At 32.4% G+C, this 14,851-nt stretch carries 14 protein-coding genes and 1 riboswitch; of the genes, 13 read left to right on the top strand and 1 reads right to left on the bottom strand.

From position 1 onward, the window contains the following. Positions 1-167 precede the first annotated feature (167 nt). The 3 genes from BM077_RS00240 (at position 168) to nikR (ending at position 1,562) form a co-directional block, all read left to right on the top strand. A complete protein-coding gene (locus BM077_RS00240; RefSeq protein ID WP_090003367.1) occupies positions 168-434 on the top strand; it encodes a YlmC/YmxH family sporulation protein in 267 nt (88 codons plus the stop codon). A gap of 117 nt (positions 435-551) precedes the next feature. After that, entirely contained in the window at positions 552-1,085 is a 534-nt protein-coding gene (locus BM077_RS00235; RefSeq protein ID WP_089746918.1) for an FmdE family protein, read from the top strand. A 54-nt stretch (positions 1,086-1,139) separates the two neighbouring features. Continuing rightward, positions 1,140-1,562, top strand: a complete 423-nt coding sequence (gene nikR / locus BM077_RS00230; RefSeq protein ID WP_255361509.1) for a nickel-responsive transcriptional regulator NikR — start codon at positions 1,140-1,142, stop codon at positions 1,560-1,562. A gap of 80 nt (positions 1,563-1,642) precedes the next feature. Here the strand turns inward: nikR and BM077_RS00225 are convergent, their stop codons facing one another. Then, positions 1,643-2,191, bottom strand: coding sequence for an HPP family protein (locus BM077_RS00225; RefSeq protein WP_089746916.1), 549 nt, complete (start codon positions 2,189-2,191; stop codon positions 1,643-1,645). 98 nt (positions 2,192-2,289) lie between these two features. Here BM077_RS00225 and pgeF point away from each other — a divergent pair, with 98 nt between their 5' ends. The 10 genes from pgeF (at position 2,290) to BM077_RS00175 (ending at position 14,510) form a co-directional block, all read left to right on the top strand. Next, positions 2,290-3,105, top strand: coding sequence for a peptidoglycan editing factor PgeF (gene pgeF / locus BM077_RS00220; protein ID WP_089746914.1), 816 nt, complete (start codon positions 2,290-2,292; stop codon positions 3,103-3,105). Between the two features lie 20 nt (positions 3,106-3,125). Beyond that, positions 3,126-3,833: a response regulator gene (locus BM077_RS00215; protein ID WP_089746912.1), complete on the top strand. Its 708-nt coding sequence runs from the start codon at positions 3,126-3,128 to the stop codon at positions 3,831-3,833. Between the two features lie 3 nt (positions 3,834-3,836). Next, a complete protein-coding gene (gene pnpS, locus BM077_RS00210; protein WP_089746910.1) occupies positions 3,837-5,603 on the top strand; it encodes a two-component system histidine kinase PnpS in 1,767 nt (588 codons plus the stop codon). Positions 5,604-5,690: 87 nt separating this feature from the next. Then, positions 5,691-5,815: riboswitch (molybdenum cofactor riboswitch) on the top strand. 50 nt (positions 5,816-5,865) lie between these two features. Next, on the top strand, positions 5,866-6,852 hold the full coding sequence (locus BM077_RS00205; RefSeq protein ID WP_176941563.1) for an extracellular solute-binding protein: 987 nt from the start codon (positions 5,866-5,868) through the stop codon (positions 6,850-6,852). After that, positions 6,845-7,636 carry an ABC transporter permease gene (locus BM077_RS00200; RefSeq protein ID WP_089746908.1) on the top strand — a complete coding sequence of 264 codons (792 nt, stop codon included), beginning with the start codon at positions 6,845-6,847 and terminating at the stop codon, positions 7,634-7,636. The genes BM077_RS00205 and BM077_RS00200 overlap by 8 nt, the downstream gene beginning before the upstream one ends. A 24-nt stretch (positions 7,637-7,660) precedes the next feature. Further along, the gene (locus BM077_RS00195; RefSeq protein ID WP_089746906.1) at positions 7,661-8,746 is read left to right on the top strand and encodes an ABC transporter ATP-binding protein; all 1,086 of its coding nucleotides are present in this window, start codon (positions 7,661-7,663) and stop codon (positions 8,744-8,746) included. A gap of 406 nt (positions 8,747-9,152) precedes the next feature. Further along, a complete protein-coding gene (locus tag BM077_RS00190; protein ID WP_089746904.1) occupies positions 9,153-10,118 on the top strand; it encodes a PstS family phosphate ABC transporter substrate-binding protein in 966 nt (321 codons plus the stop codon). Positions 10,119-10,201: 83 nt separating this feature from the next. Further along, positions 10,202-11,101 (top strand): phosphate ABC transporter permease subunit PstC, encoded by a 900-nt coding sequence (gene pstC, locus BM077_RS00185; RefSeq protein WP_089746902.1) that lies wholly within the window; start codon positions 10,202-10,204, stop codon positions 11,099-11,101. After that, entirely contained in the window at positions 11,101-12,009 is a 909-nt protein-coding gene (pstA, locus tag BM077_RS00180) for a phosphate ABC transporter permease PstA (protein ID WP_089746900.1), read from the top strand. The genes pstC and pstA overlap by 1 nt, the downstream gene beginning before the upstream one ends. A 185-nt stretch (positions 12,010-12,194) precedes the next feature. Further along, complete coding sequence (locus tag BM077_RS00175; protein ID WP_089746899.1) at positions 12,195-14,510, top strand: EAL domain-containing protein; 2,316 nt, start codon at positions 12,195-12,197, stop codon at positions 14,508-14,510. Positions 14,511-14,851: the final 341 nt, after the last annotated feature.

Here is a 14,851-nt window from a genome sequence, read left to right as displayed (position 1 = left end):
GATAAAGAGTTATATTGAACTTAAGATAAGCTTTTACGTTTAAATTATATATTCAGTTTTAAAGCTCCTATTAATAGGAGCTTTTTTTATTCGGAGTCAGTAACATAATTAATCTTTAAAACATATATATATAATGAACAAGCTTCTTTATAGAGGAGGGACCTAAAATGATTAAGACTTCAGAATTACAAGCAAAAGAAGTGATTAATATTAATGATGGGCAGAGATTAGGAATGATTAAAGATATAGAGTTGGATTTAGCAAAGGGAAAGATTAAATCAATCGTTGTACCAGGTGAGAGAAAGTTCTTGAGCATCTTCTCGGGTAAGAATGATTTAGTTATTAATTGGAGACAGATTGAGAAGATAGGACAGGATGTAATTTTAGTTGATTTAAATGATTTTATTCATCCAGATAATAATCAAATTGAATAAATTACTATATTTACAGGAATTTTTTATTAATTTCGTGAATTCTATATTAGTAACTAAAAGCAATTATGAGTAACTAAGGTTGAAGTCCATCAGTTAAATATGAAAGGAGGCAATAGAATGGAATTGAATGACGCTAAATTAAAGCAAGCGGTCGATTTTCATGGGCATCTCTGTCCAGGTCTAATGATTGGCTTTAAAGCTGGGCAAGTAGCATTGGAGGAACTAGGAGTAGCGAGGTCAGCGGATGAGGAACTAGTAGCTATTGTAGAAACAGATGCATGTAGTATAGATGCTATTCAGACATTAACCGGTTGTACAGCTGGGAAAGGTAACTTTTTAATAAAAAATTATGGTAAACAGGCCTTTACAGTTGGTAATCGTAATAATGGACAAGCAATTAGAGTAGCTTTAAAGTATGGTGCTTTAGATTTTGAGGAAAATGTGGATAAAGAGGTTAGAGTAAAGGAATTATATAATAAGCCAGCTGAAGATATATTTACAGTAGAGAAATTAGATATTGAACTTCCTCCTAAAGCTGCTATTCGGGATTCAGTACAGTGTGCCAATTGTTCAGAACCAGTTATGGAAACTAAAGCAAGGCTAAAAGAAGGAGAAGTGCTATGTATTTCTTGTTTTAAAGAAGGTAGTTAAATTAGGTTTAAAATTTAATCCTGAAACTAATTTTAATAAAGATAGGTGATTAATGTGAGTAATAACTTAGTTAGATTTGGTATCTCTATGAACGAAGATTTATTAGATACATTCGATGATTTAATAGTAAAAAAAGGATATTCAAATCGATCGGAAGCAATTAGAGATTTAATCAGAAACAGGCTAGTAGAGAATGAATGGGAGGATGAAGAAAGAGAAGTAGCTGGGACAATTACTTTAATTTATGATCATCATGTGCGTGGTTTAAGTGATGAACTTAATGAACTACAACATGATTATCATGATCTATTCTTGTCTACAACCCATGTCCATTTAGACCATCATAATTGTTTGGAGGTCTTAGTAGTTAAGGGTAAAGCAGGTGAAACTAGAGAAGTAGCTGAAAGATTAATTGGAATTAAAGGAGTAAAGCATGGGAAGTTAACTATCACTTCGACTGGGAAAGATTTGTCATAATTTTCATTTACAAAAGCCTTGTAGGAATACCTTCTACAAGGCTTTTGTAAATTTTATTCATAATTAATTATGAAATAGTATTAATTAGGGTATTTTCGATCTTCACTAATGTAATTAGTTAATAGTCCTATTAAGACTAAAATTAGTGCTCCAATTAAGATTGGTTTAAAGATAAAAGCGAAATTTTGTTCTGTATAAACAGCTATAAAAGCAGTAGCACCTCCAGGTGGATGTGCTGTATTAGTACTTAGCATCAATGTAATAGCTAAAGAGACGGCTAAGGTAATAGTTAACCAATTTAGACCAAATAATTGATAGACTATTACTCCTACAAGAGCAGAAATTAAATGACCGCCAATTACATTTTTAGGTTGGGCCATAGGAACTTCACACGCACCATAAATTAATACCGCTGAGGCTCCAAATGAAGGGGCCAGTAGAGTAATATTATGGGTATAGGTTAGATAGGTAATGGCTCCAATTCCTAAAAAGGCTCCTAAGAACGACCAAAAAAGATCTAATAGTTTAGTATTAATTATGTTAATCTCTAGTTTAGAAATCATTGTATTATATAATTTATTAAATGTATTTTTCGAAGAATTGGTCAATGATAAATCTTTTTCAAGCATCGAATCACTCCTTTCTGTAGTAATATTATATCTTAAATGGAATAATTAACAATGATATTTATCATTTATTGTTATTTAAATTAAAAGGAGGAGTATTAATGTTCAAATTAGCAACTAATCAAGAGTTAGAGTATTATATTATAGAGGAGTTTAAAGCGACTGATTTAGTTAATCATGCTTTTTCGACACGAAAAGGAGGAGTAAGTGAAGGGGATTTTGCTACTTTAAATTTAGGTTTTCATACAGGAGATGATCAAGAAAGAGTAGTAGAAAATCGCAAATTGATATGTGATGAATTAAGAATAAATTACAAAGAGATAGTGGCTGGTGAACAGATACATTCTGATGCTATTAAGATAGTAACTAAAGCAGACATAGGGAAAGGAGCTTTAGATTATGAAAGCTCAATTTCAGGTACAGATGCCTTAATCACTGCAGAAAAGGGAGTAGCTTTAACTTCTTATTATGCTGATTGTGTACCTATAATTATTTTAGACCCTAAGCAAGAAGTGGTGGCATTAGCTCATGGTGGTTGGAAGGGAACAGTTAAAAAAATTGGACAGAAGACGGTAAAAAAGATAGAAAAAGAGTTTAACTCGAAGCCGAAAGATATTCTAGTAGGGATAGGTCCTTCAATAGGTCCTTGTTGTTATGAAGTTGATGAATATGTGGTAGAACCTTTAAGTAATAATTTTGATTATTGGCAGGATTTAGTGGCTAAAACTGACGAAAAAGGCAAGTGGAAGTTAGATTTATGGCAGACGAATAGTCGACAGTTGCAGGATATAGGGGTTTTAGAAGAGAATATTATACTAAGTGAGCTTTGCACTTTCTGTAATGTAGATCAATTTTATTCTTATCGTAAGGAAGATGGGACTACTGGCAGAATGGCTAGTCTAATTCAGTTAAAATAAATTAATGATGGGGTGTCATTATGGAGGGACAGAAGATCTTAGTTGTAGATGATGAAGAGAATATTGTAGAATTAATTAAGTTTAACTTAGAGAAAGAAGGATACGAAGTTTTAGTGGCTTATGATGGACAAACTGCATTAAATAAGGTTCGGGAAAGAGGAGTTAATCTATTGGTCCTTGATTTAATGCTGCCTAAGATGGGTGGTTTAGATGTTTGTAAGGAGATTAGGAATGATGAAGAATTGAATGAACTTCCTATTATTATGTTGACTGCTAAAGAGAAAGAAGTGGACCGTGTTTTAGGGTTAGAATTAGGTGCAGATGATTATGTTACAAAACCATTTAGTCCTCGTGAATTGGTAGCAAGAGTTAAAGCGATTTTGAGGCGGGCTAATTTTCGGTCAAAGAAGAAAAATGATAGACAGATCAAAGTGGGAGAGATTAAGATAGACTTAAATAAACATGAGGTCTTATTAGCAGGTAAGAAAGTGAGTTTTACACCAAAGGAATTTGAATTACTCAAATTATTAGCTGCTGCTTCAGGGAAAGTATTAACTCGTGGTTCTTTATTAAAAAGAATTTGGGGATATGAGTATAGTGGTGATACAAGAACGGTAGATGTTCATATTAGACGTTTGAGACAAAAACTAAAGAGTAATATTAGTGAGGGGCACAAATATATTGAGACCGTTAGGGGAGTTGGATATCGGTTTAAGGAGTTGGACTAAGCTATGTTTAAGAGTATTAGGTGGAAGATTACTGCTTTATATTTAATTCTGATACTAGCTGCTTTGATACTATTTAGCTTTACTTTAAAAGGTTTTTTAGAAAATTATTTTATAAATAAATTTGAAACTAATTTAATTAGAGAGACGAAGTTAGTTAGAAGGTTGTTAGAAGATGAAGTGTTCAATGATGAAAAGGTTGAAGTTATTGATAGATTGGCAGGTGAATACAGTAAAGATATTTCAGCTCGGATAACTATTATTAAAGTAAATGGAAGAGTATTAGGAGATTCGGCTAAAGATCCAATGCAGATGGAAAATCACCTTCAGCGTCCTGAGGTACAGGAAGCTTTAAAGGATGGAGTAGGCAAATCGACTCGATACAGTGAAACCTTGCAAATAGATATGAAATATGTAGCTTTACCAATTACAGACCGGAATAAAGTAGTTGGTATAGTTAGATTAGCGTTGTCTTTAAGTCAGGTGCAAAAAGTTCTTTCACAAATATTATGGAAGCTAATTAAGTCAGGTTTAATAGCAATTTCTATTTCTTCATTATTAGTCTTGATATTGACTAAAAGAATTAGTAGTCCTATTGAAAAGATAACTTATGTAGCTGGACAGATGGCACAAGGGTTTTTAGACCAAAGAATCAGAATTAATTCCCAAGATGAATTAGGGAGATTAAGTCAAGCATTTAATAATATGGCTGATAAATTAAAGAATAAGATTAATGAGATTTCTAGTGAAAAGAATAAAATTGAGGCTATTTTAAGTAATATGGCTGATGGAGTGATTGCAGTAGACCAAACTGGTAAGATTATTCTTTTTAATCCAACAGCTGAGAAGATGTTTAGAGTTAATGAGGAAGATACTTTAGGGAAGTATACTATGGAAGTGACTCGAAATCATAGGCTGGATGAGGTGATTATGAGTTCCTTCAATAATGAACAAGAGGTTTTGGAAGAAGTTGAGGTTATTTATCCAAATGAAAGAATTATTCGCATTCATGTAACCCCAATTAAGAGTAAAGATAACGATAAACAAGGTGCAGTAGCCGTTTTACGTGATGTTACAGAATTGAGAAAGTTAGAACAGATGAGAACTGAATTTGTAGGTAATGTTTCTCATGAATTAAGAACTCCATTAACTTCAATTAAAGGTTATGTGGAAACATTATTAGATAGTGATGATTATGAACCATATATTTTAAAAAGATTTTTGCAGATTATTAAGGATGAGGCCGATAGATTAGAACAATTAATTGTTGACCTGTTAGATTTATCACAGATTGAAGCTATGAGTGATGGTTTAGATAAGGAAGAGATTAATTTAAATGAGGTTATTGAAGAGGTATTAACAATTATGATTCCTAAAGCCATGGATAAAGATATTTCATTGAAGGTTAATGTACCAGAAGAGTTATCTACAATTATTGGTAATGGAAGTCAGGTTAGACAACTATACATTAATTTAGTCGATAATGCTATTAAGTATACCCCTGATGGTGGCAAAGTTGAAATTAAGGTCAATGAAGACGAAGAAGAGGTTTGGACTGAGATTATTGATACAGGCATGGGGATTCCTAAGAAAGATTTAGAACGAATATTTGAACGTTTCTATCGGGTTGATAAAGCTAGGTCTCGTAAATTGGGTGGAACTGGTCTAGGATTATCTATAGTAAAGCATATTCTAGAAGGGCATAACGGTAAAATTGAAGTAGAAAGTGAAGTTGAAGAAGGAACTAAATTTATTTTTTCTCTTCCTAAATAAAAAAGATATTTTTCGACATATCTTGACGATGTATTTGAAATGTTTTATAATAGTAATTGAGTTAATAATTAAAAAATAAATAGCACTTACTTTATTTATCTTCGAATTAAGATAACCTAAAGAATTTAATGGCTATGGTATCTTAAATGCGATAGGGTATAATTCGAAAGGATTATGCCTCCCTACTTGGAAAGGAGATATCATGGTATATCTATGCTCCTTTTCAGTAAGGAGTATTTCCTATTTTAGGAGGAGAAATTTTATGAAGAAATTATGGGTTCTTATATTAATTTTAATCGGCTTAGTACTTATTACTTCGATAACTAACATTAGTCTATTTATTACAGAACAAAATTTGAAAGAGATATATGCTGGTTCACTACTAAACGTAATGGAGAATAAGGTTAATCCAGCGTTGGAGCAGAATTTGAATTTGAAGGTTGTTGGGGAGAGTCATGGTTCGGTTAGTGGGGCTAGAATGATCAAGGAGGGATTACGTTACCCAGATATTTATTTAAGTGCTGACCCAACTGTAAATGAACAGCTTTTATTTGGTGATAAGAATGATAACTTAATCGATTGGTATATATCATTTTTGAGTAATGAATTAGTGATTGCTTATAATTCAGGTAACAAATTTGGAGATGAAATCAAACAAGTTGAATCAGGAGATATAGCATGGTATAAATTATTATTAAATGACGAATTTCGTTTAGGTAGAACTGATCCTAATTTAGACCCGAAAGGATACCGAACCTTATTTATGCTTGATTTAGCAGCTAAATATTATAATGAGCCAAATTTAAAAAGACGAGTTTTGAATACCAATAATCAACAGTTAATCTTTCCTGAAACTGAATTAATGGCTATGCTAGAGACTGGACAGATTGATGCAGCTGTAACTTATAGGAATGAGGCAATTGAGAGAAACTTATCGTATATTAGCTTGCCAGACCAGGTTAATTTAAGTAATCCGAAGTTTGCAGAATTATACAATCAAGTTAGTTATAAGACTGACAAAGGAGAAGTCTTTAAGGGGAGACCAATTTTATATACGATTACCATTTTGAATAAAGTAGAGAATAAGTCGGAAGCAGTTAAGGCAGTAGAATATACCTTATCTCAAGAAGGGCGAAAATTATTTAAAGAGAATGGCTTTAATTTGGTTCCTATTCAACTTAAGGGGAAAAAGAAAGTACTTCCAACAAAATTAAAAAAATATATCGAAGGAGAAATAGACTTTGAGTAGAGATAATAGCTTATTTGAAATTTTTCTTTATGTTTTGGCAACTATAGCTTTATTATTTATTAGTTTACCTTTATTTAATCTAATCTTAAGAAGTTTATCTTTAGATATATTGACTAATATTTTAACTTCTGATTTTTATAATGCCATTCGAGTTTCGTTAATTGCTTCTTTAATAACCTTAACAATTAATATTTTGTGGGGGATTCCAGTGGCTTATCTATTGGCTAGAAAGGAATTTCCAGGTAAAGGAGTTGTACAAGCTTTAATTTTCTTTCCAATAGTTATTCCTCCAATTGTTAGTGGTATCTTATTATTGATGATTTTTGGACCGCGGACTATAATCGGAGGAGTATTAGCTAGTCATGGTTTGCGTTTTACCGGCACTATTTGGGGTACGATCTTAGCGCAAACTTTTATTACTGCCCCTTACTTAATTATTACTACTAAGGTAGCTTTTGAAAAAGTAGATAAGAAGCTAGAAAATGTTTCATTATTATTAGGTAAGAGTCAAGGACAGACTTTTTGGCAAGTAACCCTCCCCTTAGCAAAGAAAGGGATTATTGCTGGCATCTTATTAACTTGGATTAGAGCTATTGGTGAGTTTGGGGCTACTATAATTCTGGCTTATCATCCATATTCTTTACCGATTAAAATTTGGGTACAATTCACTAGTGGAGGTTTACAGACGGCTTTGCCATTAGTAATTGGTTTAATCTTAGTTGTAATTTTTATCTTAATTATTTTAAGATTAATAATTGGGGAATTAAGACTAAAGGCATTTTAAAGCAACTATAAGGTAGGTGGTCATATGTTACAGGTTGACGTATATAAGAGGTTGGGTGACTTTGAACTTGATGTAAAGTTTGAATTGGATAATGAAATCTTAGTCTTATTTGGACCTAGTGGTTGTGGTAAGAGTACTACTTTAGAGTTAATTGCTGGTCTAAAAGAGCCGGATAGAGGAAGAATATTTAATCAAGATTCTACCTTTTTTCATAAGGTCGGGAAAGATATTAAAGTAAATCTACCTATTAACAGAAGAAGGATCGGTTATGTGTTTCAAGATTACAGTCTTTTTCCGCATATGACTGCTTTTGAAAATATAGCTTACGGTATTCAGGATAGCATATATTCAGAAAAAAAGATTGAAGGAAAAGTTGATCAACTGTTAAGCGAGTTAAGGTTAAAAGGATTAGCTGATCATTATCCTTGTGAGTTATCTGGAGGACAACAACAGAGAGTAGCAATTGCTAGGGCATTAATTGTGGAACCGGATATATTATTATTAGATGAGCCTTTTTCAGCCTTAGATACTTTAGTGCGAGAAAAGCTTAGGCAGGATTTATTAAGGGTTCACGCTGAGTTTAAAATTCCCATCATTTATGTTACTCATAATCTAACAGATGTTTTTGAGTTGGCTGATAAAGTAGCAATTTATAATGAAGGAAAGATAGAGCAGTTTGGTTCTAAAGATGATGTCTTTTATCGACCGCAGACTAGAAATACGGCTCGCTTTGTTGAGACCAAGAATATATTTGATTTAGTAGTAAGTAAATGTTCTGATTCAACAGTTGAAGTAAAGAATGATAAATTAAAGTTGACAGTAGAGACAAAACAGGATTTAAATGTTGGAGATAAGGTGATAGCAACTATAAGACCTGAATTTATTGATCTTTTAATTGAAGATTCTAATTTTAAAGGAGATAATATCTATTCTGGCATTTTAAGAAGAGAGCTTTGTAAAGGAGCAGTTACTAGGTTATTTATCAACCTTTTTAATCAGAAAGACTTTGATTTAATTGTGGATATTCCTACTCTATTAGCAGAAAAACTAAAGTTAAATGAAGAGGTAGTGGTTAATCTGCCAAAAGAAAGTATGCATATAATTATTTAATTATATAATAAAAGCTTGCTATGATATCATAGCAAGCTTTTTTGCATAAAAAAAGAGGGTATCTGCCTTATAATAGATAGACAGATACCTTTACTTATGAAGAAGAGAGGGAGAGGAAAAATTATTAACAAGTTTTTAACTCACAAATTTATTATACTATATTTTAAGCTAGTTGTAAATATGTGTAAGTGAAATAAATAACTTTGTGACAAATGTCCTACTCAAAACAGAGTGTCGATAGGGCATATGCACTATATTATCAGCTTCATATTTTTTAACATGGATTTAATAAAGATTTAATCTCTTTGTAAAAAAGCTATGCTATACTTTATTTAAAGTTAAAATAGTGAGACAGGTTAGATGTCTCGGCTAAATAATATTTTTAACATTCTAAGGAGGAGATTAAATGTTTAAAAAGAAAGGAATTGCATTAACTTTAGTATTATTCTTAGCGGTGGGAGTTGTATTTGCTGCGACTGGACAAGCAGATGCGTGGTGGATCTTTGGTGATGATAAGAAAGGGGATACAGTATCAGGAGAAGTTAAAATAGATGGTTCTTCCACTGTTTATCCGATTACAGCAGCAATCGCAGAAGAGTTTAGAAAGCCGTATCCAGATGTACGAGTTTCTGTTGGGGTATCTGGAACTGGTGGTGGATTTGAGAAGTATGTAGTAGGTGAGACTGATATTAATGATGCTTCACGACGAATTAAACCCGAAGAACGTAAGTTAGCAGAGCAGAATGGTATTGAATCTATTCCCGTAACGGTAGCTTATGATGGAATTTCTGTAGTTGTTAATCCGGAGAACACATGGGCTAAAAGTATGACTGTAGATGAATTACGTAAACTTTGGCAGCCAGGAAGTAATGTTGAAACTTGGAGTGACATTCGACCTTCATGGCCGGATAAGAAGATAGACCTATATGGACCTGGAGCTGATTCTGGAACTTTTGATTACTTTACTGAGGCAATCGTTGGCGAAGAGGGCGCTAGTCGGACTGACTATACACCAAGTGAAAATGATAATGTATTAGTACAAGGAATTGCCGGGAACAAGTATGCTTTAGGTTACTTTGGCTATGCTTATTATGAAGAGAATAAAGATAAATTAAATGTTGTAGGAATAGATAGTGGTAATGGTCCAGTTAAACCTTCAATGGAGACTATTGGCAATGGGACTTATAAACCATTAGCAAGACCACTATTCTTTTATCTCAATCAAGCATCTTTAAAGAGACCAGCAGTAGAGAAGTTTGTAAAATTTTATTTAAATAATGCAAAAGTAATCGTGCCACAAGTAGGGTATGTTCCCTTATCAAGTAGCAAGTATCAAGAACAACTTAAAAATATAGAGTCAATAACCCAATAACATACTGTATATGTAGGCGCCTTCCAAAGATTGGGGGCGCTTATGTATATATAATTGAATTAATTTGAGAGGGAGGAATTTAATTGCTCAATTCACAAGATAAGAGTTTATTATATGCAAAAGAAGAAATAATAAAATGGATTCTTCGATTTTTTGCATCTGTTTCTATTTTAACAACATTAGGCATTATTATAATCTTATTTAAAGAAACTTTTGCCTTTTTTAATGAAGTATCTATTATTGAATTTTTTACTAGTGCTACTTGGGCTCCAATGATTAAACCAAGAAGTTTCGGAATTCTACCTTTAGTGGTAGGAACATTAATGATTGCTGTTGGTTCGAGTATTATTTCTATCCCTATTGGATTAGGAAGTGCAATCTATTTAAGTGAGTATGCTTCTAAGGAATGGAGTAAGGTTATTAAACCGATATTAGAGATTCTAGCTGGGATTCCTTCGGTTGTATATGGTTTTTTTGCTTTAACCTTTATTACTCCTTTAATTCAAAAGATACTTCCTCAGACTGGAGTATTTAATGCAGCGAGTGCAAGCATTGCCGTAGGAATTATGATTATTCCGATGGTTGCTTCTTTAAGTGAAGATGCTATGCGTTCGGTTCCTGATTCTATTCGCCATGGGGCGTATGCTTTGGGAGCTACTAAGTTTCAAGTGGTAGTTAAGACTGTTATTCCAGCGGCATTTTCGGGGATTATATCTTCATTTATTCTAGGGATTTCGCGGGCTATTGGTGAAACCATGATTGTTGCTATTGCTGCGGGGGCTAGTAGTGAACTAAATTTAAATCCATTACAGAGTATACAGACGATGACTGGTTTTATGGTTAATGCTAGTTTAGGGGAAACTCCTAGAGGAACGATTGAATATAAAACACTTTTTGTCGTTGGTGCCTTACTCTTTGTTATGACTTTAATTATGAATCTATTTGCCAAGTTAATTGTGCAGGCTCATGAGGAGGGGTATTAATGGAAGAGCAAATAAAACAAAAACAAGTTGATGAACCAAATATAACTAAGTTTCAGATAGATAAATCAGAAAAACGAAGAAGATTAAAAGGAATGTTATTTGAAAAGATTCTATTTTTATGTACAATTTTTGGAGTTGTTGTGCTAGTAATCTTGTTATTTGATGTCTTCCGGACAGGATTTAGTTGGTTAGATGCAGACTTTATTAATAGTTTTCCTTCTCGTTTTCCTAAAAATGCAGGGCTTAAGTCAGCGCTTGTTGGTAGCATCTGGGTTATTGGACTTGTTACATTAATTTCATTTCCATTAGGTGTAGGAACTGCCATCTATTTGGAAGAGTATGCGGATAAAAATTCTTGGTTTTTTCGAATTTTAAAATTAAATATAGCTAATTTGGCTGGTGTTCCTTCGGTTGTTTATGGTATGTTAGGGTTAGCAGTATTTGTTGAATTTTTAGGTTTTGGGAGGAGTATATTAGCAGGAGCAGCTACTTTGAGTCTACTTATCTTGCCGGTAATTATTGTTGCTGCTCAGGAAGCAATTAGGTCAGTGCCGAGCAATATTAAAGAAGGAGCTTATGCTTTAGGAGCAACAAGATGGCAAGTGATTAAAGGAATTATCTTACCATATGCGGCACCAGGAATATTTACGGGTGTTATCTTAGCTGTTTCAAGAGCAATGGGTGAAGCGGCACCATTGATTTTGGTAGGAGCAGTAGGTTATGTACCTTTCTTACCTCGAGGTCCTATGGATACTTTCACAGTATTACCGATCCAAATTTTCAATTGGGTTTCAAGACCACAGGCTGAGTTTCAAAATGTTGCAGCAGCAGGAATTATTGTCTTATTAGTCATACTATTATCAACTAATGGATTTGCAATCTTTTTAAGAAATAAATATCAACGATAAAATTAAATATTAAAGGTCATTTCAAAGTGGGAAGGAGACCATAGTAGTGACTTTTATTTCACAAGAAGTTACTATATTAGCAAATAAATTAGTTAAAATGGCTGACAATTTGAATGAATTAATTCAAGAATTCAATCTTTAATAGAGGCGATTAGATAAATCTAAGAGATTAGGAGGCACAAGTGATGTTAAATAGAACCAAAAATATATTAAAGTGGTTCCTAGATGATGAAGTTTGTGTCTGTTCACAAAAAAGTTTAACTAATGAATTAACAGGTTTTCCCGTGATTCCTGCATTTTATGGTCAATTACGTAAGTATTTGAAAGAAGAAGAGAAAAATATTGGGGTTATTTATTTAGATATTGTTGACTTTAGTCAAATTGAATTAGAATATGGCGAAGAAATCTGTGAAAAGATATTAGCTAGTTTAAGTAAAATTTTACGAAATATATCTACAAATACATTGAGGAAAGAAGACAAGATAGGGATTAGTAATCAGGGTGGAGATGATTTCGTTATTTTTCTAGCGGGATTAGATGATGAATTTTTGAGGGCAGAAAAAGAATTGATAGTTATAGCTAATCGTATTAAATCTGCAGTAGTAACTAGGTTAAATAAGCAACTTCATGTTCAAGAAGTCTTAGATTTACATTTAGGTCATGCAGTAATTGTAGGTAAAAAAGTAAAAAGAGTAGAAAATTCAGTCTATAAAACAATTAAAGAAGCAGCACAAGTAGCTAAAGATAAAGAATATAATAAATGGCGACGCAAAAGAGATATTTTAGCTGAAATAATTGCTAATGAGGAAATAAGAATCTTATTTCAGCCTTTAATTTCTTTGCAGTCAGGAGAAATAGTTGGGTATGAAGCTTTGACTCGTGGTCCTAAAGATAGTTACTTTGAGAGACCAGATCAATTATTTGATTTTGCCAAAGAAACGAATCTATTATTAGACTTAGAACGACTTTGTCGTAAACAAGCTTTAGTGAAGGCAGAATCATTTTTAGCAGGGAAGAAACTATCTTTAAATGTTAGTCCAGAAGTAATCGAAGCAAATGATTTTAAAAAAGGTGTTACTCAGGAGATAATTTCTAAGTTAGGGATCGAGAAGCAGAATATAATTTTTGAAATTACTGAAAAGACGGCTATTAATAATTTTGATATTTTCCATAAGACACTTAAGCATTATTATGAACAAGGCTATCAGATAGCAGTAGATGATGTAGGAAGTGGATATGCTAACCTACAGACTATATCTAAATTACACCCCCAATATATTAAATTAGATATGTCATTAATTAGAAATATTAATTTAAATTCCACTAAAGAGGCTTTAATAAGAGCACTAATTGATTTTGCTCATCAAGTTAATACTAAAGTGGTAGCTGAAGGGATAGAAACTTACGATGAATTGGAGAAATTAATCGAATTAGGCGTAGATTATGGTCAAGGTTATTTAATTCAACATCCTGTAGGACATCCTGAACCGATAACTGATAAATTAAGAAGATTTATTACTTGGAAGAATAATAGATTAGAAAGTAGATTCAGTATTAATGAGTTAAATATAGAAGATATTGTTCGACATGATGCTACTTTACAGAAAGAAGATTTGGTAGAAGAGGCAGTGAAATATTTTGAAGAAGATCCCTATTTAAATGGAATAGTAATTGTTGATGAAAAGGATTATCCTATTGGTTTAGTAATGAAAGATGAGCTGTATTATCGTTTAGGTAAGAGATTTGGTGTTTCATTATTTATAAAAAAGCCTATTAAATCAGTAATGGATAAGCATCCATTAATTGTAGAAGCCAATGATTCAATTGAACGAGTTTCTAAAAAGGCTATGAGTAGAGATGAAAATAAACTGTATCATTATATTATAGTGACTAAAGATGAGAAATATATAGGTACTTTATCAGTAAGAAGGTTACTGGAGAGTATGACAAAATTACAAGTAGATATAGCACAAAATTTAAATCCATTAACTGGGCTGCCAGGTAATACTTTAATTCAACAACGATTAGATAAGATTTTAAAGAAAAAACAACCATTTGCCATACTTTATATCGACCTTGATAATTTTAAAGCTTTTAATGATCATTATGGTTTTGAAAACGGAGATCAATTAATTAAATTAACAGCTAATATTTTAAACGAAGTAGCTGATGGTGAAGATTTTATAGGTCATATTGGTGGTGATGACTTCTTAATAGTAACGACTCCTAAGAAGGGAGAAGAATTATCTAAAAGAATAATTAAACGTTATGAAAGAGAAGTTGCTCAAGAATTAATGGTTAATGAAAACTTAACAACTAGATCTTCAGTCAATACTTCACAGAATCAAGCTTTACTTTTGCATCAACCGACTATATCTGTTGCTGTAATTACTAATCAGGATTATGATTTAAAGACAAGATTTGAAGTAGGTAGATTAGCAGCTCAGCTAAAGGATAAAGTAAAGAAAATTGAAGGTAGTAATTATTTAATTAATAGTTAATCGAATTTTATAATTATGTAAGAGTCTTAGCTAGCTAACTGTTAACAAAATATTAATGGTACAACCACAAAAAGGTCACCTTTCGCGGCAGAATACATTTTTCGAAACATCTAAGGTTCGTATCCGCCAAAAATAAGGCTTCCTAATCTATAGGCCGTCCTGTCCTGAGATTAGCTCACCACGTCCTGTGGTTCGGCCATATTTTCGGCTCCTACTCACCAAGATGTTGACCGAAAAATGTATAATTTGCTCAATATGACCTTTTTGTGTTCTAATCATTAATAATTATTTAATATTTTCGTAATCTAAATTTGATATGATTAAGATGTAAGAGATAATAG

The organism is Candidatus Frackibacter sp. WG13 (genome assembly GCF_900114655.1).
In the GTDB taxonomy this organism is placed as follows: domain Bacteria; phylum Bacillota; class Halanaerobiia; order Halobacteroidales; family Acetohalobiaceae; genus Frackibacter.
Note: the sequence above shows the minus strand (reverse complement) of the source record. Positions and strands in the feature narration are given on the sequence as shown.